Origin of the sequence: Shewanella marinintestina (genome assembly GCF_023283845.1) — a bacterium.
GTDB classification, from domain to species: Bacteria; Pseudomonadota; Gammaproteobacteria; order Enterobacterales; family Shewanellaceae; genus Shewanella; species Shewanella marinintestina.
In genome coordinates, this window is record NZ_JAKILC010000003.1 from 301225 (window position 1) to 326015 (window position 24791).

Annotated in this window: 17 protein-coding genes and 1 pseudogene; 4 read left to right on the plus strand and 14 right to left on the minus strand. The window is 43.4% G+C overall.

Annotated elements, in window-relative coordinates:
* Window positions 1–108: 108 nt before the first annotated feature.
* Entirely contained in the window at window positions 109–525 is a 417-nt protein-coding gene (locus L2747_RS05270; protein WP_248998042.1) for a hypothetical protein, read from the plus strand.
* 81 nt (window positions 526–606) lie between these two features.
* Here L2747_RS05270 and L2747_RS05275 read toward each other — a convergent pair whose 3' ends face one another.
* The 3 genes from L2747_RS05275 to purE all read right to left on the minus strand — a co-directional run bounded on the left by L2747_RS05275 (window position 607) and on the right by purE (window position 2503).
* Complete coding sequence (locus L2747_RS05275) at window positions 607–1197, minus strand: hypothetical protein (RefSeq protein ID WP_248998043.1); 591 nt, start codon at window positions 1195–1197, stop codon at window positions 607–609.
* Window positions 1190–1744: a sigma-70 family RNA polymerase sigma factor gene (locus tag L2747_RS05280; protein ID WP_248998073.1), complete on the minus strand. Its 555-nt coding sequence runs from the start codon at window positions 1742–1744 to the stop codon at window positions 1190–1192. The genes L2747_RS05275 and L2747_RS05280 overlap by 8 nt, the downstream gene beginning before the upstream one ends.
* 255 nt (window positions 1745–1999) lie before the next feature.
* On the minus strand, window positions 2000–2503 hold the full coding sequence (purE, locus tag L2747_RS05285) for a 5-(carboxyamino)imidazole ribonucleotide mutase (RefSeq protein ID WP_248998044.1): 504 nt from the start codon (window positions 2501–2503) through the stop codon (window positions 2000–2002).
* Between the two features lie 441 nt (window positions 2504–2944).
* Here purE and L2747_RS05290 point away from each other — a divergent pair, with 441 nt between their 5' ends.
* Window positions 2945–4207, plus strand: coding sequence for a sensor domain-containing diguanylate cyclase (locus L2747_RS05290; protein ID WP_248998045.1), 1263 nt, complete (start codon window positions 2945–2947; stop codon window positions 4205–4207).
* A gap of 370 nt (window positions 4208–4577) precedes the next feature.
* Here the strand turns inward: L2747_RS05290 and L2747_RS21520 are convergent.
* The 5 genes and pseudogenes from L2747_RS21520 to L2747_RS05315 form a co-directional block, all read right to left on the minus strand.
* Window positions 4578–4724: pseudogene (locus tag L2747_RS21520) on the minus strand (methyl-accepting chemotaxis protein); the annotation flags it as partial.
* A 57-nt stretch (window positions 4725–4781) separates the two neighbouring features.
* Entirely contained in the window at window positions 4782–5399 is a 618-nt protein-coding gene (locus L2747_RS05300) for a transglycosylase SLT domain-containing protein (RefSeq protein WP_248998046.1), read from the minus strand.
* Window positions 5400–5525: 126 nt separating this feature from the next.
* A complete protein-coding gene (locus tag L2747_RS05305; protein WP_428848507.1) occupies window positions 5526–5960 on the minus strand; it encodes a hypothetical protein in 435 nt (144 codons plus the stop codon).
* A 7-nt stretch (window positions 5961–5967) separates the two neighbouring features.
* Window positions 5968–7533: a glutamate--cysteine ligase gene (gshA, locus tag L2747_RS05310; protein ID WP_248998048.1), complete on the minus strand. Its 1566-nt coding sequence runs from the start codon at window positions 7531–7533 to the stop codon at window positions 5968–5970.
* Window positions 7534–7711: 178 nt separating this feature from the next.
* The gene (locus tag L2747_RS05315) at window positions 7712–10549 is read right to left on the minus strand and encodes a M16 family metallopeptidase (RefSeq protein WP_248998049.1); all 2838 of its coding nucleotides are present in this window, start codon (window positions 10547–10549) and stop codon (window positions 7712–7714) included.
* Window positions 10550–11036: 487 nt separating this feature from the next.
* On the opposite strand from L2747_RS05315, the gene L2747_RS05320 reads away from it, so the two are divergent.
* Together L2747_RS05320 and L2747_RS05325 are read left to right on the plus strand one after the other, a co-directional pair.
* On the plus strand, window positions 11037–12290 hold the full coding sequence (locus tag L2747_RS05320) for a dicarboxylate/amino acid:cation symporter (protein WP_248998074.1): 1254 nt from the start codon (window positions 11037–11039) through the stop codon (window positions 12288–12290).
* Window positions 12291–12392: 102 nt separating this feature from the next.
* Window positions 12393–12581 (plus strand): hypothetical protein, encoded by a 189-nt coding sequence (locus L2747_RS05325; protein ID WP_248998050.1) that lies wholly within the window; start codon window positions 12393–12395, stop codon window positions 12579–12581.
* Between the two features lie 4 nt (window positions 12582–12585).
* On the opposite strand, the gene L2747_RS05330 is transcribed toward L2747_RS05325, so the two are convergent.
* The 6 genes from L2747_RS05330 to L2747_RS05355 form a co-directional block, all read right to left on the minus strand.
* Window positions 12586–17871, minus strand: a complete 5286-nt coding sequence (locus L2747_RS05330; RefSeq protein ID WP_248998051.1) for a calcium-binding protein — start codon at window positions 17869–17871, stop codon at window positions 12586–12588.
* Window positions 17872–17906: 35 nt separating this feature from the next.
* Window positions 17907–19220 (minus strand): HlyD family type I secretion periplasmic adaptor subunit, encoded by a 1314-nt coding sequence (locus tag L2747_RS05335; RefSeq protein ID WP_248998052.1) that lies wholly within the window; start codon window positions 19218–19220, stop codon window positions 17907–17909.
* Window positions 19221–19230: 10 nt separating this feature from the next.
* Window positions 19231–20943 (minus strand): type I secretion system permease/ATPase, encoded by a 1713-nt coding sequence (locus L2747_RS05340; protein ID WP_248998053.1) that lies wholly within the window; start codon window positions 20941–20943, stop codon window positions 19231–19233.
* A gap of 208 nt (window positions 20944–21151) precedes the next feature.
* Window positions 21152–22282, minus strand: a complete 1131-nt coding sequence (locus L2747_RS05345; RefSeq protein ID WP_248951236.1) for a sodium ion-translocating decarboxylase subunit beta — start codon at window positions 22280–22282, stop codon at window positions 21152–21154.
* An 8-nt stretch (window positions 22283–22290) separates the two neighbouring features.
* A complete protein-coding gene (gene oadA / locus L2747_RS05350; protein ID WP_248998054.1) occupies window positions 22291–24102 on the minus strand; it encodes a sodium-extruding oxaloacetate decarboxylase subunit alpha in 1812 nt (603 codons plus the stop codon).
* Window positions 24103–24123: 21 nt separating this feature from the next.
* Window positions 24124–24369, minus strand: coding sequence for an OadG family protein (locus L2747_RS05355; protein WP_248998055.1), 246 nt, complete (start codon window positions 24367–24369; stop codon window positions 24124–24126).
* Window positions 24370–24791: the final 422 nt, after the last annotated feature.

Consider the following 24791-nt stretch of genomic DNA (forward strand, 5'->3'; position numbering starts at 1 on the left):
AAGAATGCTTGCTAACAAGAATAAGCGTTCAAAACCTAAACTCATTTTGGCATAAAGTAATAAACAGAACCCTTATTTATTTGAACTAAGCGGCTGTTCGAGGTACCTATGCAAACAGACTACCCACGCCCCTCATTAAGGGATGACACCCGAGTCAATAACGCCTTGGGTAATATGCCAAAACATTGTGCAAACAGTTTTTCTGAGCCACAGCTGGTATACATGCGCTTAGCCCTCATTAACAATAAATGGCAACGACACTTTATCGATAATCGAGGCAGCTTTTATATTCCATTTATTGGTTGGCGGTTTTTCTATGTTGTGCTTATTGGCCGCAATAAGCGTGCATATAGCCGTAAAGAAAAACAGCTCACTTTAGCCTTGTTTACCCTATGCGTTGTTGGGTTTGTACTAATCTCCTTACTGCTGGGACTTTTGTTACTTTACTTACTCAAATCAGCTTTGGGGATCGACCTTTTTGAAGATTCATCTTTGGGAATTTGGGACTGGTTTAAATCACTTTAAGGTTACCGTCTCTTAAATAAAAAGCCTGCAAATGCAGGCTTTTACTTTCATTATTCTATATTTTTAGCACAATTTTTATCTTCAATGGTCAGCCATAATCGCTTTCTGCAAACGATGGTAACGAGCATGAAGTGGATGATTGTCTTCAAGTACTGACGGCCACTGCTTAGGAACCTGCTGTAATAGCTCATCAGCTTGGCTAAGTTGCTTGGATTTTAATAATTGCGCTACTGCATCAAGCTGATTAGCAATAGCTTGATTAACAGAGCCTTGCTGGTCAATTTTACTATCGTTAATTGATTTAGATGCATCAACCGCCTTGGCTGCAGCTGCGCTATCTTGCATCGAACGCATCATCTGCGGCTCTGGTGTCGCCACTTGTGGAGCCGACATCATCATTGGCTCGCCTTGTGGTGAATCAGCGCTATTTTGTATCGCAGGGTTAATCATAAATAACGTGACGACAACCAATACCGAAGCAGCCGATGACAATGGCCATCGATATTGGCGCCAGAAAGATTGGCTAGTTTGACCACTATTTGAATGCGAGACATGCGCGCGAGCCTGAGCGATGATATCGCTATCTAGAGTTGAAGATGGTTGCTCTGTGGCACTTTTTCGATACATAGACTGGATCTCAGCTTCTATTGTAGCTTGCTCTTTATCAGTCATGATTCGCTCCTTGCCACTTTAAATCCACGCACTCTTTTAATCCTTTATAAGCATAACGAATGCGGCTTTTAGTTGCCTCTAATGTTGCTCCAGCAATATCGGCAATAATCGCCGCAGTAAAGCCCATTTCAACATTGAGTAAAAATGCCTCTTTTTGTACCTGAGGTAGATTGGCTACACAGCCTTTTAATAAATGAGCTTTTTGGCTATCGAGCATTTGTGCCTCAAGATTAGCGTCATCACAACCTAATTGCGCCTCATGATCTTGTTCGGGTTCAAACACTTCGGTGAAGTTATTGACAGGCTTTAGTGCGCGGACATGGTCAATCACTAAGTTATGGGCTATTCGGTAGAGCCAAGTGGTAAACTTTGCACTGGTTTCATACTGACTCGCAGCCTTAATTACTCGGCTCCAAGTTTCTTGATACAAATCTTCCGCTAACTGCAGATCGTTAATTTGTCTGACAAAATAGCGATATAATGGGCCTTTATGCTTTACATAAAGCAGCTCAAATGCTCGAGCATTTCCCGCTGCATATTGCAACATTAACGCTTGGTCTGAGTCTACTTCACTCGAGGGATTATCTAATGACAAAGATTGCTCCACCGCATCTTCCTTAGCTAAAAATAATAACCGCTTAAGTCTGCATGGGTGCTTGAGATTTGTCTAGCGTGGAAAGACGTTAGAGAAAATAGCCAATAACTGATATCGGGCAAAGCTGAATATAAAAAATGCCGCTAGAGCGTTACTCTTAGCGGCATTTCATTGTTAACAGGCGAATTTAGATGTTGACCTGAAAACTTAAGCTAATTTAGCTTGTAGTGCAGCGTCTTTAGCTTGAACAGCTTCAGCTGACTTAGCACGCTCTTCTTTAACTGCTACAGCTAGAGCATCATCACCTACAGCAAGCATTTGAGCTGCTAGATAACCTGCGTTTTTAGCACCAGCGCTGCCGATAGCAACGGTTGCAACAGGAACGCCACCTGGCATCATCACTGTAGATAGCAATGCATCATGGCCTTGTAGTGGACCACAATCAACTGGAACACCGATAACTGGACGAGTTGTAATACCCGCAACAGCACCAGCTAAGTGCGCAGCAAGACCTGCAGCACAAATAAAGACTTTACAACCACGCGCTTCAGCATCAGTTACGTATGCATGCGTAGCTGCAGGCGTACGGTGCGCTGAAGTTACTTTTGCTTCAAAGTTGATTTCGAAAGTTTTAAGCACATCGAGGGTGGCTTGCATTGTAGGCAGATCTGAATCAGATCCCATTAATACTGCAACAAATGGTTTGCTCATTTTAAGTCCTTGAGTAGGGCGGTACATTATTATATTTGCGCGCATTATAATGAAATTTAGCGCACTTAGTAAACAGGCTTCCCCCAAGCCTGCCGCGCAATTATCCCTAAGGTTTGAAATAACTGCAAATAACTTATTCATACATATGTATAACAAAGCTGCAAAATAGTTGATAAATATCTTTACTGGTTAATTTTGCTATATTTATTGTGTGAAGGTTTGCTTTTTCAGCAGTAAATAATGCTCTCATTTAGGTGGTAGTAATGTTTACTCAGCCAAAATGGCGACGATGGCGGGCTTAAAGCTCAATCACCTTTGTCAGTCATGATTTTTTTACATATGATGAGAAACATAAACAATAAATACAGGAGTCGCTATGACGAACACTCTTTCAATCAGCAAACACTTTATATCACGGTAGTTTTACGAATAAGGATATTCATGGCACCTATTAAAGATAGCTTGAAGAAAAAGAAAATTGATTCTGTTGATTTAAAAACCCACCTAGCCCTCTTAGGTACCCCCATGCTGCTTTTACTTATTGGTTGGGGTATTTTCATTGGCATTACCCATAGCGCAAACTCTATTGCCAACCTAATTTTAGTCGCCGTCATTTATTTACTAGGTTATAGCTTGAGTTATTACTTTCACCAAGGTCGGCTAAATCGCCTTTGGGAGCACCTACAACAGGTTATTCATGTAAACGATACAACCTTTGAACTGGTCAACATTGCTAATCAATATCATGATGAGCGCGCCTTTCTCAACGCTCTATTAAAAAAAGCGGTTAGTAGTATCGATGGTGCAGAAATGGGTTCAATTATTAAGGTTGACCCTAACGATGGCGCGTTACAGTTTGAGTCAACTATAGGCATTGATATCAACAAACTTCGCAGCGTGCAGTTTAATCTAAGCCAATCTTTTGAGTACAAACTGACAAAAGGTAAATGCGATAGAGTGGTGGTGATCGATGATATGGCAAATATCAATGCCCACAGTACTTTATCTGCTGAAGAACAAAATGTATTACTCACCGCACCGCAAGCGCCTATTCGGTCAACTCTTTCTAGCCCGATACATATTGATGGCAACTTATATGGCATGCTCAACCTAGATAGTGCTAGGCCAAAAGCCTTTAACCACTACGATAGAAACCTCGTCGCGATTTTGACTCATGAAGCAGCAAATGCCATTGCCCTATATCAAAAGACCCGCCAGATTAACTTATTAGCTAATTTTGATAGCTTAACTCAACTGTACAACCGACAACGCTTTGAACAAGGTGTAAAAGACTGGAAAATTAAGCAGCACTTTGGCAGCTATTTAGTGATTCTAGATCTCGATAACCTCAAAATGATTAATGATACAGGTGGCCACCTTGCAGGAGATAAAGCACTACAACATTTTGCCAATATACTAAAGCAGCATTGGCATAAACAGTATCTGGTTGCGCGCTATGGTGGAGATGAGTTTATCGTGCTTTGTCACGGCCCTTTGGAAAAAGTTGAAGCTGACTTAACGTTAATGCAACAAGCATTAACCGAGCAGCAATCTGGTCTCTCTCCCCATACTAGTGGTAACCTTAGCCAAAGCATAAGCTTTAGTTATGGTATTGCTAAGTTCCAAGGCAATTTAGCAGCAAGTTTTAAAACAGCCGATGACATTATGTATCGCAACAAGCGGCTCAAGCAATCATCAACCTAAGCTAAAAGATTACACGCAAATACCTCTAAGAGCTTTATCGAGCATTATAGAAGTATGTTTTTGTTGTTGAGCTTGCTGTGAAGTACTTTTTAGCTGGCGTGCATTTCGTGGCTTAACCGTTCAATTTCGCCCACTTTATCTATTATGGTAGAGGTCGCGTGTTTTTGTCGTTCAATACTGAAACGGATCTCCCCAGCAAGCCTATCCAATTAGTTTAACACTGCGTCGATTTGAATAAATGCAGCAGTGATGCTTTCGCATTGTAATAAACTTTTTTGGCTTGCTGTAATAGTCGCTATTTTACTGCTGGTTTTATCTTGATAACTCATCAACAATACTTTGGCTCTCAACAGTCGACTCTTGAGTTCAAAAAGCCATTCCCGGTAAGCACTTGCTCACCGACACGAGCCGCCTCAATAGCCGTATTTAATGCTAATAAGTTAGTTTGCTTAGCAATCCCTTTTATCACTTCAAGTACATTACCAATCTCATCACTATCTTGCCGGAGGAGATCTAAATAAAAAAGCCTCTGCACTGCAGAGGCTCATTAATAGCTGAGTGACAACTTATTCGCTTAACCGAAAAATAAACGCCATAACCATGATGAATCAAGATCTTCTTGGCATTGCCTATATTGCGCAGCATACCGTTTAGAGCGAGCATCGACCCTAGCAGCAACTTTAATCAACCAAGCTTTTTGATTATAGGTCTTACGCTTATATCCGCCCCAGCCTTCGTGATAATTTAAATATTGGTTACGAGCATCCCATTTCGACACACCGTTTATTTTATGGGTCTTGTAAATAAACCAGCCCATAAAGTCCATCGCATCGTCAAAGTTACTGCGGCTAGACCAAGAGTTACCGGTTTCTTTTACGTAATCATCCCATGTCATTGTTTTTGCTTGCGCATAACCATAGGCATCGCTGGCTCGACCAATAGGGATAAAACCTAAAAAATATTCCATTGGCGGGGCTGCATTATGTTTAAAGGAGCTTTCTTGGTACATCATTGCCAACGGCACATGCACAGGTACGCCCCACTTTTCACGAGTGTTTTTAGCCGCGCTATACCAAGATCTGTTTTCAGTATATATCGAACAAAGATTCTCAGGATCTTTCGGAGGAGGAGTGGCACACCCTGTTAACAGGGTTGCTAAAACAACAGTCGCAAATAATGCAGGCCATTTCATAAAATAAGGATACCAACAGACAGTAAAAGCAAAGTCGTAGTGTCACATTGATAAGCAAAACATGCAATTGAGGTTTGAGTAAATTGTGTTACAAATCAAGAAGGGGAAATCGATACCAGTCGTAGATTAAAGCGGTGCAGGAAACTCACACTCATAGGACTCTTGTAGCCAAACTTCTGGTTGCCAAAAACCACTATCATCACCACGATAGACCTTATCTACGTTAAACTTAGCACCAATATGATAGCGCTCATTATGTTCAACAGAGATGGTCAACTCTTTTGGTGTTCGTGCTGACAGCTTAACTTTCAGGCTAGGCGCGTCAATTAGCTCGGCGAGAATAAACGTATGCTTACCTGGGCTGAGACGATAATTAGGCTGAGAAATAACAGGTTTACCATCTAGGTGAGTTACCACCGCTCGATAAATATTAGCTTCAGGATCTGGCTCCATATACGTCGCAACTATGCCGCATTGATTACTGGTATCTGGTTGTGATGCACAACCAGATACCAGTACTGCCAATACAGACAAGCTTAGTGCTGATATAGCGCTTTTAATCACGCTATTACGCCTTGAAGTAATCAGCTAAGAATTCATCAAAGCTCACACTTGGCTCAGCTTCGATAGTAGCTTGCTTCTCAAGTGATACCTTAGCATCTTGTTCATATCGACAAGTCATCGCTTCCGATAACGGATAAGCTTTCAATTGTTGATGATATTGCTCGGCAAGTTCTAATACCCAATCACTGTGGTCAATTTGATCTTCTTTCAAACCTTTAATGATTTGACCCGATAGGGTTTCATCAGGATTGTTAACTGCTTTTTGCCACTTAGCTAAAGCAACTTGATAATCATCTTGCTCGTCATCAAGCAATTTTGCGATATCTTTTAAATTGTCAAATAACGAATCTAACCAAATACTTAGGTTAATATCTTCACCTGAACGCGTTAGCATTAATCCCGGCTTACGCCCTTCTAATACTACCGAGTTTAGGTTGGCAGAAATCTCAGCTTCTTCTGCTGCATCAGTCGCTTTAGACGGCTGTAATAAACAGTTAAGTAGGAACAAATCTAAGAAACGAATTTGTGACTTTTCAATACCCACAGAGCTGTAAGGGTTAACGTCTAATGCGCGTACTTCGATATATTCAACACCAGCTCGAGCTAAAGACTCTGACGGTTTCTCATTGCCTTTAGCAACACGTTTTGCACGGATTGGCGAATAAAACTCGTTTTCGATTTGCAAAATATTGGCGTTAAGCTGACGATATTCGCCATCAACTTTGACACCGATTTTAGCAAAGTTAGCTGACGGCATATTAATCGCTGACTTCATGCCCTCTAAGTAACAAGGCAAGCCATTGTAGCTAATGTTTAAATTATCTTGCTCTTGGTTGGTGTAACCTAAGTCACTCATGCGTAAAGAGGTTGCATAAGGTAAATAAAGAGTACCATTACCAATAACCTCAAATGGGAAGTTATTAGTTTTAGGATCTTGAATGAAGGTGCTACACAGTGCTGGGGATGCACCAAACAAATAAGGTAATACCCACACTAAGCGGCGATAATTTCGGATAAGGCCAAAGTAAGACTCTGAAATAAAGTCTTCTAAGGTTAACGACGTATCTGAAAGCTCATAAAGTCGGTCCCATAACTGATCTGAAACTGAAAAGTTAAAGTGAACTCCAGAGATAATTTGCATCTGCGCGCCATATCGGTAAGTTAGGCCTTTTCGATATAGTCGCTTCATTTGTCCAGTATTAGAATTGCCATAATCAGCGATTGGAATATCGCCGGCGTCACCTAAATAACAAGGCATACTCACAGGCCATAAACGCTGACCATTTAAGTGGCGCACGCTGTAGGCATGGGTCAAAGTCAGATCTTCGACTAGCTCATCAATATCTTCAAAAACTGGCGTAATAAACTCTAGTAATGACTCACTATAATCAGTGGTGATCCGCGAGTGCGTTAATGCCGAGCCCAGCGCCTGTGGATGTTTATCCAAGGCTAAATGACCTGACTTTTCAATTCTTAACGCTTCACGCTCAATGCCACGTTGCATTGATTTTAGCGCCTGACGACTTGCCGGATCCGACAGTTTGCCTACTAATTCATTGAAAGATTTCAATATATTACTCTCTAGTACGTGACTCTAACTTTAATAGCATGTCAGTCAGACCCGCCATAGCCAACTTAAATTTCAAGTCGTACCAAATTAGCGTTTATTTAACTGCCAACATAATAAACGGTGAGATGATGCCACAGAATCGACACCATCTCCCGGATATATGGTCTAGATCAAGCTTTTACAACTGTAAAACTTGAATTGGATAACCAAGTGTTGATAATTCAGACTCTATTTTGGCGCGGTCACCCACAATCAAAATAACCATATCGTCTAAATCCAACTGCTCTTTAGCCAATTGGTTCAACTCATTACGGCTAATTTCATTGGTAATCTCAGTCTGCTGTTCACTGTAATTATTATCCAAATTATAGCGTTGAATATTACGCATTAACCCTGCTTTTTGATACGGCGTTTCATAATCAAGTGCTTTTGACTGTGAAATAGAGCTCTTCATAAAGTCGAGTTCTTTCTGTGTCATGCCGTCTTTTTGGAAGGCGCTAATCTCTTTAATAAACTCAACTAACGCTTCTTTAGTTACATCGCTACGCACACTTGCCGTTGCTTGATAGAAACCTTCTTCAGGGCCACCAGTAAAGTAACTTCTTGCACCATAGGTGTAACCTTTATCTTCACGCAGATTGAGGTTGATGCGACTGTTAAACGCACCGCCTAGGGGATAGTTCATCAAGTATGACTTAAAGAACTCACCAGTTGCGTCGTACTTTAGACCACGCTTACCAATCTTAATCACTGACTGCGCCGCTTCTGGTTTATCAACAATGTAGATTTTACCACCATCCACTTTAGGCAGCTCAGCAAGCTCAGGGCGTGGCGTTGCAGCGCCTTTCCAAGTAGAAAGCGTAGCAAGCTTTGACACCATTTGCGCTTCATTTAAATTACCCACGGCAACGATTTGTGCGTTACCCGCTGTGTACTGCTTCTTATAGAAAGCTTTGACATCATCAAGCGTCATTGCAGACACTGTTTCAAGGGTACCACCACTGCTTACGCCAAATGGGCTGTCTTTACCATAAAGCAACTCACTAAACGCCGTTGAGGCTAAATAATTCGGCTCGGTAAGCTCACGCTGTAAATGCTGTAACTTTTGCTGTTTAACACGCTCAAAGTCTGCCGCTTTAAAGCCTGGCTCAAAAAGCTTTTCTTGCACAATCGCCATGGTTTTATCTAAATTTGCCGTTAGCGATGAAATCTTAACTTGGCTTTGGTAACCGCTAGCACTAAAGCTTACATTACTGCCGAGCATTTCTAGCGCTTGAGTTAACTCTTCTGCACTGCGCTTTTGGCTAGACTCGTTCATCATCGCCGCCGTCATGCCAGCAAGACCAGCCTGTTCTACGCCGAGTAGTCTGTGACCACCATTAAGGTAGATAACAATCTCAACCGTTGGTGTTTCACTGGTTTCAGTACCAATCACTTCAATCTTATTAGCAAGCTCACCTTGCCAAAGTGCTGGCATAGTCAGTACAGGAGCTGGACCTTCTGCAGGGATAACACTGCGATCAAACGATGACACGATTTGCGGTTTAACATCGAGATCTTCAACCGCAACAGCTGCAACCTTTTCAGCGGCTGGTGTAAAGGTATCTGCTTTAGCGATCAATTGTGATTGACCTTGCGGTACCACACTCATAACTACCATTGGCTTGTCTTTAATGTACTTATTAAACACCCGCATCACGTCTTCTTTGGTGACATTGGCGTAGCGCTTTAAATCAAAACCTATCATGTCTGGATTGTTAGAAAAGGTTTCATTGAAGGCTAAGCTAGACACTTTACCTTGTACGCTTTGCAGGCCAAAAATAGTGCCCGCTTCAAAGTTAACCTTAACCTTTTCAAGGTCGTCATCGGTTACACCTCGCTGTTCAAACTCCTTTATCGAATCTTGCATGGCTTGCTCGATTTCAGCTAAGTTGCCACCGCGAGCAGGGTTCGCTAACGCATACATAGAAAACTGACAGGCAAGCTCCTGACATGGATGACTAACGCCAGCTTGCACTGCTAGGCCATCTTTAACTAGGTTTTTGTAAAACAGAGATGTTTTGCCGCCACCAAGAATATTTGATAGTAAATCAAGTGCCGCTTCATCTTCATGGCGGGCATAAACTGTTGGCATACCAATACGAAGCAGTGGCAGGTGAACTCTGTCTTCCATAGATAGGTAGCGAGTTTCATCTAAAGTGACCAACTCTTTGACTGGCGCGTCGACTTTAGGGCCTGCTGGGATCTCGCCAAAATACTTATTTACCCAAGCGAGAGTTTGCATTTCGTCAAAATCACCGCCTATGGTTAAAGTGGCATTGTTAGGGCCATACCAACGTTGGAAGAAATGTTTCACGTCTTCAACATCAGCGCGATTTAAATCTTCTGGCCAGCCAATGACAGGCCAAGAATAGGGGTGACCTTGAGGATAAAATGCTTGGTTAAAGCGTTCTCCCATTCGTCCGTAAGGACGATTATCGATACGTTGGGCGCGCTCGTTTTTGACCGTTTCTCTCTGAACTTCAAATTTTTCTTCTGTTAGCGCCGGTAAGAAAAAGCCCATGCGATCAGATTCAAGCCAAAGCATTTTCTCTAGCTGGTTATTAGGCACAGTCTCGAAATAATTGGTTCTGTCGGTATTAGTGGTGCCATTTAATGTTCCACCGGCTTCAGTGATAATTTTAAAATGTTGCTCGTCGCCGACATTTTGCGAACCTTGAAACATCATATGTTCAAATAGATGAGCAAAGCCACTGCGCCCTTCTAGTTCACGGCCAGAGCCCACATGGTAGGTAACATCAACGTGGACTAAAGGGTCTGAGTGATCTTCATGCAAAATAACCGTTAAGCCATTCGCTAATTGATATTTACGATATGGGATGCCAACTTGCTCCCCTGTAAAGCTCACCGTCTCAAGCAGCTTTACACCTTCTGGTAAATTTACTGCGCTTTGTTGTTGTCCCGCACAGCCCATTAATGCAGCGCTCACTGCCGCCGCTAATATCCATTTTTTCAATGACGTTCTCCTTGTTCACAACTGGCTATAATGTCTAATTCTTACAATGCAGTTCAATATTGCGTCTAGTATTACCCACAACAAGAAAAACAACCAGCGATGAAATTTGAATTTACGGAGTAAAAAAATATCCGTTTTAATAACAAGTTCTAAGCAAAATACTTGGTTATATCGACAATCCACAAATTAAAAAATTCGCTTATCTAGTGAATTAACTTAATTTTTTACACAATTGATGACAAAACACTTACCATGTTGCAACAGGGTTAAAATTTAAAGTTATTAAAACAAACTCTTATATTACGATAAGTTATAACCAAATCGGTTTGTGATGCAAGCAACACTATCTATAGAATGACTCCAATTGGGTAACTAAATGTAAATCTCGATAGAGTTTACGCGTTAATGTCTGCAAACTAGTCGATGCTATAGACAAAGGTTACTCCCCTGATAAGTTGTTTAATAAAAATCAAACACTGGAATTTTGATAATGTGGCAAACAATTAAAAATATCCCATTTTGGCAGAAAGTATTAGCCGCCTTTATTTTAGGTGCTGGCGTCGGTGTCATTTTTGGTGAATCAGCAACTGTACTCAAACCGTTAGGTGATCTCTTTATTAGCGCGATTAAGATGCTAGTTGCGCCACTCATTTTTTGTGCAATTGTTGTCAGCATTACCTCACTCGGGTCAGAAGTTAGTCTTAAGAGGCTTAGCTTCAAAACCTTATCCATGTTTATGTTTACCGGTACGATTGCGTCACTAATCGGTTTAACAATTGGTTCAGTGATTGATATGGGTGGCTCAATGGAGCTTGTCGCTACAGAAGTGCGAGAGCGAAATGTGCCAGGCTTTGCCCAAGTCTTGTTAGATATGATCCCGGTCAATCCATTTGCCTCACTGGCTGAAGGTAAAGTTTTACAGATCATTATCTTCGCAGCACTTATTGGTATCGCAATTAATAAAGTTGGTGAAAAAGCCGAGCCATTAAAGCGCACTATTGAAGCAGGTGCAGAAGTGATGTTCCAGCTGACTCGTATGGTTTTACAACTCACTCCTATTGGTGTATTTGGTTTAATGGCTTGGGTTGTAGGCGAATATGGTTTATCGACTTTACTGCCACTAGGTAAGTTTATTGGCGCTATTTACTTAGCTGCACTCATACACATTATCTTTGTTTATGGCGGCCTAGTTAAATTTGCAGCAAAACTAAGCCCGATTCAATTTTTCCGTAAAGCAATACCGGCACAAATTGTTGCATTTACCACTGCATCAAGTTTTGGCACCCTGCCAGCTAGCACGCGCTGTACTGAATCAATGGGTGTATCTAAACGTTATGGTTCATTTGTATTGCCCTTAGGCGCGACCATGAATATGGACGGTTGTGGCGGCATTTACCCTGCTATTGCGGCAATCTTTATTGCACAAATCTATGGCATTCCACTTGATATGACCGATTACATGCTGATTGCTGTTACAGCGACTGTGGCCTCAGTCGGCACTGCAGGCGTTCCAGGAAGTGCAATGGTGATGCTAACTGTGACTTTAGGTGTTGTTGGTTTACCGCTTGAAGGTATCGCCTTTATCGCAGCTGTTGATCGCATTATCGACATGATCCGCACAGCAACCAATGTTACAGGCGACATGATGACAGCGGTAGTGATAGGTAAGTCTGAAGGTCAGCTTGATGAGCAGCAGTTTTACGCCCAAGAAAATACCGAAATAGAGCAAGTTCGTAGCTAACATTCACTTTAGCTTTAATAAAAAAGGCCGCAATTGCGGCCTTTTTACTTTATACTTTTCAATATTCTACTAAATATAAATACCCTATTGGAGCGCTTAGATATGACTAAACTTTTCATTCTGCCAATATTACTTTCTCTGGCTTGGGCGCTTTTTCTTAACTATAACGGCGTACCGTTAAAACAAGGTAAAACAGGGTTTCTTTATATAATAGGGATCAGCTTGACCATCATCTTTGCCCTCGCCTTTTTACTTTGGCTCACCGCAGGGCAAAATGTGATGGCAACCTAACGTGCTAACCTAATGCTTCATCATTGAGCGAGATATCAGATAAGTCTATATCGCTCCATATGACCACATCTCCTTCGTCACTGGAGAAAATAAAGCCTTGTAAGGTGTCGATGTCGACTCCTTCTGCTTCATATTTTTCACGAAGCTCATCATCCATATCTTGGCTAGTTAACATGGTTTCAGATTGACTCCAATTACCACCCGATAAATCTAGATTCTCGCTACCGACGACTAAGAAATTATTTTCAAATGGGTCGTCAGCATCGTTAGATGCAATACCGTCTCCATCACTTTGTTGATAGATTTTATCGAGCGACAACATCAACTGAATATCAGTTACGCCGTCTTCAACAATAAAGGCCTCCATGTTTTGAATGCCTGCGCCTGTCATATCAATAATTTCATTATTGCTACTTGATACCTGCAGCACATCAAACCCGTCGCCACCATCGTAACTAAAGCTATCACTGTTCATGCTGCCATCAGCGTTGCTACCAAAGTCCTCTCGGTCAAATACTATGGTGTCGTCACCGCCACCGCCAAACATTAAGTCAGCACCAGTTCCACCGTCTAAGGTATCGCTACCCGCCTCACCGAATAAACTATCGTTACCACTGCCACCTGCTAACTTATCATCACCGCTGCCTGCATATAGTTCATCATCATTATTACCGCCATCTAAGCTATCGTTGCCTTCTCCGGCAAATAATAAATCGTTACCGCTACCACCACTTAATTGGTCATGGCCTGCATCACCATGCAGTTGGTCATTACCTCCGCCACCAATTAGCTTGTCATCACCTTCACCGCCAAACAACTGATCATGGCCGCCACCACCGGTTAACTTATCGTTTCCAGCTTCACCATAAAGCATGTCATCGCCTGAGCCGCCACTTAGGGTGTCGTTACCTGCACCACCAAAGAGTTGATCGTTACCGCTACCCGAAGATAGAGAGTCATTACCGTCACCACCGTCTAACAAATCAGCACCTGAGCCACTGACTAATTTGTCGTCTCCAGCGCCACCCGAAAGCTCATTATTACCATCACCAGCATTAAGGTTATCAATGCCCTCGCCGCCACTAAGCACATCATTCCCGCCACCAGCGACCAGAGTATCATTGCCAGCATCACCGCTTAGTACATTATTGCCAGCACCAGCATCAATGACGTCATTGCCATCGCCGCCTGAAATATTGTCGTTACCAGAACCCGCGATTACTGAATCAATACCAAGCCCTGCAGTAATAGTGTTATGACCATCACCAGCGCGAATTGTGTCATCACCGGCTCCACCAGCAATAATGTCGCTGCCCGCACCTGCGACAATGGTATCGTTGCCATCATCACCGCTTATTTGGTTATCGCCATTACCTGCATTGATGGTGTCATTGCCCTCTCCGCCAGAAATTATATCGTTGCCGCTACCCGCTACAATGCTGTCATTTCCGCTGCCACCACTAATTTGGTTATTACCTTCGCCAGCGTGAATAGTATCGTGGCCTTCGTCACCAGTTATAACGTCATTGCCACTGCCGGCAACAATATTGTCATCACCAGCACCACCGCTTATGATGTTATGACCATTACCTGCTTCGATACTATCGTTTTCGGCGCCGCCTGCGATTTGATCGTTGCCGCTGCCAGTAATAATGGTATCTTCACCTGCGCCACCATCAACGATATTATGGCCTTGGTGCGATTCAATATAATCTTTACCAGCACCACCAATTAAAGTGTCGTTATTCGCGCCGCCATACAATACGTCGTCACCTTCGCCACCATCTAAGGTGTTATCACCAAACTCAGCGTGCAGCTCATCATTACCTGCACCACCTAATAGGTGATCATTTCCACTGCCAGCAAATAACTTATCAGCTCCTGCTCCACCTGCAATGGTGTCATCACCGTCGCCGCCTAAAAGAATATCGTCGCCTTCTCCGCCATCAATATCATCACTACCACTGCCACCATCAATAAAGTCAGCCCCTAAACCGCCGACGATAGTATCGCTGCCGTCATCACCAAAGAGTTGATCATCTCCGCCACCACCATCTAGCTTGTCTTTACCAGAACCACCAAATAGCAGATCGGCACCCACACCACCCGCTAATGTATCGTTACCGCCCTCACCATAAAGTTGGTCGTCTCCTTCACCACCACTGAGGTTATCGTTGCCCTCACCGCCGAACAGCAAGTCGTTGCCCTCATCACCACTAATGGTATCACTTCCATCACCACCAAATAATGTGTCGACACCAAGGCCACCGCTAATAGCATCATCACCTGTACCGCCATCGACAAAGTCATCTCCGTCTTCTGCATGCAGATTATCGTTACCGTCACCGCCATAGATTACATCATCACCCCCGCCCGCAAATACTGTGTCAGCACCTATTCCGCCGTAGATCTCGTCTTTACCCGCCCCAGTATTAATAGTGTTGCTGCCGTCTTCACCAAAAACTTTATCATCGCCGTCACCGGTATCTATGATGTCGTCACCACCGCCAGCAAAAACAGTATCATTGCCAACACCCGTATCGACATTATCGTTACCTTCGCCGGCGAAAACAAAATCATTACCCTCGGCAGAAGTAATAGTATCGTTACCCGCATCACCATAAAGCTCATCGTCTGCTGTACCGCCTATTAAGCGATCATCACCTGCACCACCCGCCAGCAGACCCGCTTCGTTTTCCGCATAGAGAGTATCGTTACCCGCACCGCCATAAAGCTCATCATAACCAGCACCGCCTCTTAGCTCGTCGTTACCATCGCCACCAAATAGCTTATCGTTACCATCACCGCCCTCAAGGATATCAGCGCCTGAACCTGCATAGATGGTGTCATCGCCCGCCTCACCCAATAACACGTCATCACCGCCGTCACCGACTAAAATATCGTCGCCAACTCCACCTGATAATTTGTCATCATCTGCGCCACCAATTAAAGTGTCGTTGCCCTCTCCCCCTTGAAGAATGTCAGCTCCAGCGCCGCCATCAAGCATGTCATTACCCAATCCGCCAACAAGCGTATCGACACCGTCATCGCCATAAAGAGCATCATCGCCTTCTCCACCATCAAGGTGATCATTACCAACACCACCGTGAAGTAAGTCGTTACCTAATCCACCAACAACAGTATCGTCACCACCTTGGGCATAAACAGTATCGTTACCCTCTCCGGCGTCAATGTTATCGTTACCAGAGCCGGCATCCACGATATCGTTACCTGCCCCAGCAATTATGCTATCAACACCATCACCACCAATGAGCACATCATCGCCTTCTTCGGCAATAATATTGTCATCACCTTGGCCGCCATCAACAAAGTTATTACCAGAGCCTGATAGCAAAATATCATCCCCACCACCACCGCTAAGACTGTCATCTCCGCTGCCACCTTCAAGCCTGTCGCGCCCAGAACCACCATACAAGGTATCGTTACCCGCACCGCCGCTAATAAGATCATCACCATCTTCGCCGTAGATAGTGTCATCGCCCTCACCACCCGCTAATACATCATCACCAGCGCCAGCATATATGGTGTCGCTGCCAGCTCCAGCAATCACGGTATCATTGCCACCGCCAGCAAATACCACATCATCACCACTACCAGCATCAATATTGTCTTCACCAATACCTGCATAAACAGTATCGTTTCCCTCGCCAGCATCTATGGTGTTTTTACCATCACCAGAGTAAATCGTGTCGTCACCGCTGCCACCTGTTAAGCTGTCATCGCCATCTCCTGCAAAAATTGTGTCGTGGCCTTCTCCACCATCTATAATGTTATTGCCTTCACCACCATATAGAGCGTCATTACCTAGCCCGCCGTCAATCTTGTCGTCACCTGATTCCGCATATACAAGATCATCGCCTTCACCACCTACTATAGTATCGCTATCACTACCGCCATAAATGGTGTCGTTACCTGTACCGCCATCAAGTAAATTGGCACCGGAGTAGCCGAAGAGCACATCGTCACCAGAACCACCAGTTAATAAATCATCACCGCTACCAGCATGTAATTCATCGCTGCCATCGCCGCCGCTTAGGGTGTCATTTCCTTGCTCACCAAATAGTTTGTCATTGCCGTCTCCGCCTGCAAGGGCATCATTGCCTGTACCTGCAAGTAAAAGGTCATCGCCTTCATCCCCTTGCAATACATCATCACCGCTACCTGCAACTATTGTGTCATTCCCTTTGCCACCAGATAACACGTCATGACCTTCATCGCCTTGCAGATAGTCATTACCCTCACCACCAGTTAATTCATCAGCGCCTTTACCGCCTAATAGCTGATCATGTCCTGCTCCGCCAAATAAAGCATCTTGACCATCATCACCTATTAGTAAGTCATCACCTTCTTCACCATATAAGGTGTCATCACCCAGCTCTCCCATTAACGTGTCGTTGCCACTACCACCATGCAGCGTATCGGCATCATCACCACCCATTAGCGTATCAGATCCCTCACCGCCGCTAAGTAAGTCATCGCCTTGTCCGCCCATCAACAAGTCATCACCCGCCTCCCCATGAAGCTTGTCATTATTAATACCACCATCGAGCAGATCGTCACCTTCACCGCCATATAAGGTATCTTCACCTTGCTGACCCATTAAATGGTCATCTCCAACACCACCATCAAGGATGTCGTCATAAGTGTTTAATGCGACGAGTTCTACCGAATCGATAACCACTTCTTCATTCGGTTCTAATCCACTCGTAAGGTACTGCAACTGAATATCACCACTAGAATCTAATTGTTCAGGAATCAGCTCAAAATTAATTTGAATCGTGCCGTCAGGAAGTTGCGTCACGGTTCCGGTGGTTGCAATAACCATTTCCCCGTTGGCATCTGGAATAAGAATATTTACGGTCAGTTCTGTACCAGCATCCAACAAAGGGCTACCTGCAGGCACAGATACATTCAAGTTAAAGTTATTACCAGCACTACCAACATGACCACCAATATTAATAATTTGCGTAGCAGGAGAATTATCAGTGATAGGGCTTAGAGTATTACCGGCAGTAAATACCGTCTGCGCTACGCCCCAAGCCGTTGTCTCTGCGGTTTCAACCACTGGCGTTGTTGATTGCTGATCTAGCCCTTGATCCCCTAGAATAAAATCTTGCCCTTCTTGGCCTGAAATATTGTCATCGCCCGCACCTCCGACTAGGTAGTCATCACCTGCTCGGCCATCAATAATGTCATTACCTTCCAGTCCTTCTAAATGATTATCTGTTTCTGTTCCTACTAACAAATCATTTTGATTGCTATCGTCCATGACAAGAATCCTCTTAAATTAAGTATTGTTTTCAATTAACTTTCTCGAAATGCCAACTCGAAGGAGTGACCTAGCGGGGAAAGTAAGTATTGCAATAGTGAACGGGGCTGAAGCACGATAAATACATCAGCAGACATCCCTGGGTGGAGTTTGATATTAGGTTGTGGAGTATCATCTAAATTAAGCCTAACTTTAACTAAATAACCTTCAGGCTGTCCGGCTGATGCCGCAAAAAAACGGTCGGCGGAAACATGAATAACTTCGCCTTGCATCGGGATTGCATCTCGGCTGTCGTAAGCGGTTAGCCTCACTTGAGTGGATAGGCCGACATACACCACATCGATATCTTCAGGACGAACATACGCTTCAACGATCATTTCGTCTGACTCTGGCACAAGCTCCATTAACACCTGACCAGGCGATATCACAGCGCCAATGGAATGTATGCTCATAGCAACTACAGTTCCGCTATGCTCTGCGGTAATATTGATATTCTGCTTCTTATCACTCTGAGCCGATAATGCATGCAAGCCTTCATCTCTAAGCTGACGCTGCTCTTGCAGTTGCTGGGCCCATTTTTGTTGGCGCTGCGATCGGCTGGTTGCATGAGTTTGGGTTAATTCACCAAGTTGAGCAGTAATCACCTCTGCCTCTGATGTCAGTTGAGCAAGCAATCCCTCAACACCTGATTCACTGCGTTGAATGGCTAAATGCCTTGATTTCGATACAAAACCATCATCAAGCAGACTGGCATTCATCTTTACCTCTTCCTTGATTAAGCTGAGCTGCTTTTCGGTAGCTTTTATTCTTAACTCAGTTCCTTTCAAACTATGCTCTAGCTGGTTTTTCTGGAATTGGTATTGCTGGTTAAGCAGTTTGTAGTCTGACATTTGTCGATCGAAGATCAGTTGCTGCATCACAATAAGTTGACTAATTTCAGGCTTTTCTTGATGCACGCTAATTAAAGGAGAAAAAACTAGCTGTGTTTGATTGATGATATCGGCTTCATTTAGCAAGGGGGTTAATCTATCGATTTGAGCTTGCGCTCTAAGAGTCTTTAATAAAATGCGTTGGTAATCAGCCTCAACTTGTATATCACTGAGCTCAATCAGTGTCTGACCTTTTTCAACTTGCTGCCCATCAAACGCGAGAATTTGCTTTACCTGTCCACCGTGCAAGTGCTGCACTTTTTTGCGCTGCGACTCGACCACCAATTTACCGGGCGCGATAGCCGCGGCATCAATTTGCATTAACCCAGCCCAAAGAGCGAAACCGCCCACAGCAAACACAATAATTGCGATGCCAGAGGTAATGACTTTACGGGTATTAAAGTCGGTAATATCGTCCATGATTCACCTCTTAATGATTAGCGGCAGATTTGTCGATAGATTGCACCGCGTTTTCAGTACGCTCGCTGATCTCATGAATGTCAGAAATAAACTTTTCTTTCGGTCCGGCTTTTTCAATGCAGCCATCACGTAAACATACGACCCAATCCATTTGCCTTAAAAAACCGGGTCTATGACTTATCATGATCACTGTGATCCCTTGCTCTTTGCAGTGTTGCAACACAATTGCGAGGGCAACTTCTCCTTCGGGATCGAGATTAGAATTGGGCTCATCGAGGATTAACACTTTAGGTTTGCTAAATATTGCTCTTGCCAGAGCAAGCCGCTGCTTTTGACCGCCACTAATTTGGTTAGCGGCCTCCCCTAGTTGGGTTTCATAACCATTAGGCAAAGCAATAATCAGTTCATGGACACACGCAAGACGCGCTGCATCAACAATATCTTTTGGGTCGGCATCGCTAAAGCGGCAAATATTTTGTGCAACTGTGCCTGAAAGTAGCTCAACATCTTGAGACACAAAGCCGATATAACGTCCCAATTCATCAGCATTCCATTGACTTAAACAGGCACCATCGAGCTTAACAATGCCACTTGTCGGTGCTACTATTCCCATCAACAACTTAGCTAACGTCGACTTCCCTGAACCGCTTGGGCCGATAATTGCCAAAGACAATCCTGCTTGTAGCCTAAAGTTAATGTTAGCAAGCACCGGTTTATTATGGCGATTGATGACAAAGTTAACTCGCTCTAATAAAAACTCACCACGGGGAGCTGGTAACGAAGTTTTTGGCTTATTGGTTTTGGGTTTTAGTGCAAGTTTTAATCTTTGGTAGGCTTGATAGCTAGACTCCCAGTTCTTCCAACAACCTACAGCTTGTTCGATAGGAGCCAAGGCTCGGCCAAGAATAATAGAAGCGGCAATAATTTCGCCAGTGCCTAACTGTTGAGTCAAAACAAGGCCAACACCGATACCAATAACGGCCACTTGCAGTAAAGTTCGAGTTAAACGGGTGAGCACCAACATCATGCTGACTTTGTCGGCAACGCTCCACTGTAGTCCAAGTAATTGCTTATGCCCCTGCTGCCAATGTTTGGCAACATCAGTCGCCATTCCCATCGCTTGCAATGAACTGGCATGACGCAAAATATCATTAATCTGCATACTGCTTTCAATCACAGCTTTAGAGGCTGCATCTTGTGGCAGCTTAGCAGCAGCTTTAACACCAAAAGCCAGTAATGACAAAATCACTGCACCAACGGTAGCTGTAACACCAAGTAGCGGATGCAAGCCAAATAGCACAATCAAAAACACTATTACCCAAGGCGCATCGAAAATAGCGCTGGTAGATGGGGTTAATAACAGCGTTCTCACTTCACGAACATCAAGCAAGCTTTGTTTGCTTATTCCACCTTGACGGGCTGACTCCTGAATAGCCTCATTAACCAATAATGAGCTTGAGCGCATCTCAAGTTTCAAACCACTTTGCTGTAATAACTTATTACGCACGAAGTCTAAAGAAGCTTGAATAAGCAGAAGAAAAATAACGATTAGAGTTAAATTAATTAGGGTGTGATAACTAGAGCTGGCAATTACACGTCCAAACAATTGCAAGCTGTAGATGGGTAATGCCAACATCAATAAATTGACAAAAAAACTGAATATCGCCACATACTTCAATTCCGTTTGTAGTGAGCGAATAATACTGTTGAAGTTGTCATTCATAACAATCGCACTCCATTGCGAATGGGTTCCGCTAGATGCCCGCTACACAGGCAAGTCTTTATACTGATTACTTTTATTAAGCCTTAGTATAGTCAACAGCGCATATTATTTTGCTTACAGCAAAAAAAAATCCTGTACTTGGCAGTACAGGATTGATTTCAAAAACAAATAACTTAAAATAGGTTTAGATAAGTTTAGTTAATGAGGTTTACCCCAACACAGCAAGTAGCACACCAGCCGCTACCGCACTACCTAGTACACCCGCAACGTTTGGTCCCATTGCATGCATCAATAAGAAGTTTTGGTTATTCGACTCTAAGCCTACTTTATTAACAACTCGCGCAGCCATTGGTACTGCCGATACACCTGCGGCACCAAGTAGAGGGTTAATTTTACCACCGGATAGTTTGCTCATCACTTTCGCCATTAATACGCCTGAAGCCGTACCGATAGAGAATGCAACAGCACCAAGTACTAAAATACCTAAAGTTTCCATCTGTAAGAATTGCTCTGCAGATAACTTAGAACCAACAGCTAGACCAAGGAAAATAGTCACGATATTGATTAGCTCATTTTGCGCTGTGCTTGATAATCTATCAACAACGCCAGATTCGCGCATTAAGTTACCTAAGCAGAACATACCCACTAGTGGAGTTGCAGCTGGTAGGAACAAAATCGTTAGTCCAAGCACCATCAACGGGAAGATAATCTTCTCTTTCTTGCTCACTTCACGCAGCTGCTCCATCTTAATCTGACGTTCAGCTTCAGTCGTTAGCAAGCGCATGATTGGCGGCTGAATTAACGGTACTAATGCCATATAAGAATATGCAGCAACGGCAATAGCGCCAAGTAATTCAGGGGCGAGTTTGGAGGCCAAGAAAATCGCTGTAGGCCCATCTGCACCTCCAATAATGGCGATGGCTGCAGCATCTGTCATTGAGAAATCAAAACCTGGGATCCAGTTAAGCGCTATCGCTCCAAGCAAAGTTGCAAAAATACCAAACTGCGCCGCAGCACCTAGCAATAACATTTTAGGGTTCGCAATAAGCGCACCAAAATCTGTTAATGCTCCCACTCCCATAAAGATCAGTAGCGGGAAAATGCCGGTTTCAATACCGACGTAATAGGCGAAATACAGTAAGCCGCCTTCGTCAGTAAATCCACCGTTAGGAATGTTGGCCAATATGGCACCAAAACCAATAGGCAGTAGCAGTAATGGCTCAAACTTTTTCGCAATTGCTAGATACAGCAATATGCAGCCTACGCCCATCATGAGCAACTGGCCGCCGTCAAAGTTAGCAATGCCAGATTCAGCCCAAAATGCAATTAATCCGTCCATGATGACTCCTAAGCTAATGCCAACAATTGGCTACCAACAGCTACTGCGTCACCTTCTTTCACCCAAACCTTGGAGATCACTCCATCAGCTTCGGCGCGGACCTCGGTTTCCATCTTCATTGCTTCAAGGATAATCACCACGTCACCTTCTTTAACCGTATCTCCAGGCGAAACATGGACTTTAAAAATGTTACCCGACAAAGGTGCATTTTGTTCATGCTTAACCGCTGACAAATCAACAACGGGTGCTGATGCAGCAGGAGCTGTAAATGGCACAACATTTTCTGTCGGGGTGATTTGGCTGATATCTCCGCCTTCAGCAACCTCAACAACAAAACTTTGACCTTGAACCGTTACCGTGTAAGTTTCAGGGCCTTGCTGACTTGCCTCTTTTACTTCTGCTTTTTTCGCTTCTTCTAATGCCTTAGCAGCGACTTCTGGCTTTGGCTCAAATGCGTCAGGGTTATTACGGTTAGTAAGGAATTTAAGGCCGATTTGTGGAAATAATGCATAAGTTAATACGTCATCATCAAGTTCATCAGCAAGCTTGATATCCTCAGCTTCAGCTTTCTCTTTTAGCTCAATGCGCAGCTTACCAAGTTCTGATTCAAGTAGATCTGCTGGGCGACAAGTAATCGCTTCTTTACCCGCTAATACACGCTGCTGCAGCTCCGCATTAACTGGTGCAGGAGTCGCGCCGTACTCGCCTTTTAATACGCCTTCAGTCTCTTTAGTCATTGACTTATAGCGCTCGCCAGTTAAAACGTTGATTACTGACTGAGTACCTACAATTTGAGACGTTGGGGTAACTAATGGTAAGAAACCTAAATCTTCACGTACTCGTGGGATCTCTTCTAAAACTAAATCAAGCTTATCGCCAGCACCTTGCTCTTTTAACTGGCTTTCCATGTTTGTTAGCATGCCGCCTGGTACTTGTGCACGTAAAATACGTGAATCGATGCCTTTTAGCTCGCCTTCAAATGCAGCGTATTTTTTACGTACAACTCTAAAGTAAGCCGCGATCTCTTCAAGCAGATCCATGTCATAGCCGGTTGCACGGTCAGTGCCTTCTACCATAGCGACCAAGGTTTCGGTTGCACTATGACCATAAGTTTGGCTCATTGACGAAATGGCAGTATCGAGCACATCAATGCCCGCTTCTATCGCTTTTTGATATGTCGCAGTGCTTAGCCCTGTTGTTGCATGGCAATGCAGTGATACCACAAGATCTGTTTGCGACTTAATTTGGCTGATTAAGTCAAAAGCTTCAAACGGCTTGAGCAGGCCAGCCATATCTTTAATACATAAAGAATGACAGCCCATATCTTCGATACGCTTAGCCATATCAACCCAAGTGTTTAGGTTATGCACAGGGCTAGTTGTATAAGACAGCGTACCTTGTGCATGACCGCCAACCTCAATTACTGATTTAACTGCGGTTTCTAGGTTACGCACATCGTTCATTGCATCAAACACACGGAATACATCAACACCATTGGTATGAGCACGTTCAACAAAACGGTGCACTAGATCATCAGCATAATGGCGGTAGCCTAGTAAGTTTTGTCCACGTAACAACATTTGCTGCGGGGTATTAGGCATTACCTTTTTTAATTCACGAATGCGCTCCCATGGATCTTCTCCTAAATAACGGATACAAGAATCAAAGGTCGCACCGCCCCATGATTCAATTGACCAAAGACCAACTTTATCCAGTAACGGTGCAATGGGTAACATATCTTCGGTACGCAAACGAGTAGCGAGAATAGATTGGTGCGCGTCCCTTAAGACCACATCAGTTAAAGCCAATGGCTTGCTCATACAAATACTCCCTACTTTTTATTATGCTTTTTTACGGTGCTGATGAATTGCTGCAGTTATTACCACAGTCATTAATGGGCTTACAGCTGTTGTACTCATCTGAGGCTGAACCGCTGGTGATGTATTATCTACTTGTGGCACAGGTCCGAATTTTCTAGCGACTAAATTCATCGCCAAGATAAGAAAGCTCAAAAATAAAAATACTAGTGCCATACCTAGTACCATGATCCCTAATGCGTCATATAGCTGCTCAGATATTGAAGCCATCTCTTCCTCTCGTTGGTATTAAATTGTGAATAAAACAGGGGTGCGCCAATAAATATTCACCTACCATTCACATATTATGCATTTCATTCCATTCATTTGAGATACATCTTTACGACCAAATGATGAACAAGGATAAAAAACAATAACCAATCTATAACAAAATAGCGACCACCTTGTAAATTGGTCATACCACAAAATCATTAATTAACGGGCACCACCTAACAAATCAATATTAAAATAACGTTTTAAATGAACAATCCTCAATATACTTGTTTTTATGACAAACTCTTTATAATTTAACTATGGTTTTAGTGGAAAATGAATTCAGAAATTAGAACAAATTAGACTACTTTTCCGACTTTGCAATTTTATGCAGCATAGCTTTAAAGGTAGGAGCCTACTTTTAATTGCTAACAGCTTAT

Coding starts and splice junctions, on each gene's coding strand:
- L2747_RS05325 (WP_248998050.1), top strand. CDS start 12,393: ATGACTAAACTTTTCATTCTGCCAATATTACTTTCTCTGGCTTGGGCG.
- L2747_RS05275 (WP_248998043.1), bottom strand. CDS start 1,197: ATGACTGATAAAGAGCAAGCTACAATAGAAGCTGAGATCCAGTCTATG.
- oadA (WP_248998054.1), bottom strand. CDS start 24,102: ATGAGCAAGCCATTGGCTTTAACTGATGTGGTCTTAAGGGACGCGCAC.
- L2747_RS05330 (WP_248998051.1), bottom strand. CDS start 17,871: ATGGACGATAGCAATCAAAATGATTTGTTAGTAGGAACAGAAACAGAT.
- L2747_RS05270 (WP_248998042.1), top strand. CDS start 109: ATGCAAACAGACTACCCACGCCCCTCATTAAGGGATGACACCCGAGTC.
- purE (WP_248998044.1), bottom strand. CDS start 2,503: ATGAGCAAACCATTTGTTGCAGTATTAATGGGATCTGATTCAGATCTG.
- L2747_RS05340 (WP_248998053.1), bottom strand. CDS start 20,943: ATGAATGACAACTTCAACAGTATTATTCGCTCACTACAAACGGAATTG.
- L2747_RS05280 (WP_248998073.1), bottom strand. CDS start 1,744: ATGTTGCAATATGCAGCGGGAAATGCTCGAGCATTTGAGCTGCTTTAT.
- L2747_RS05335 (WP_248998052.1), bottom strand. CDS start 19,220: ATGGACGATATTACCGACTTTAATACCCGTAAAGTCATTACCTCTGGC.
- L2747_RS05345 (WP_248951236.1), bottom strand. CDS start 22,282: ATGGACGGATTAATTGCATTTTGGGCTGAATCTGGCATTGCTAACTTT.
- L2747_RS05290 (WP_248998045.1), top strand. CDS start 2,945: ATGGCACCTATTAAAGATAGCTTGAAGAAAAAGAAAATTGATTCTGTT.
- L2747_RS05355 (WP_248998055.1), bottom strand. CDS start 24,369: ATGGCTTCAATATCTGAGCAGCTATATGACGCATTAGGGATCATGGTA.
- L2747_RS05300 (WP_248998046.1), bottom strand. CDS start 5,399: ATGAAATGGCCTGCATTATTTGCGACTGTTGTTTTAGCAACCCTGTTA.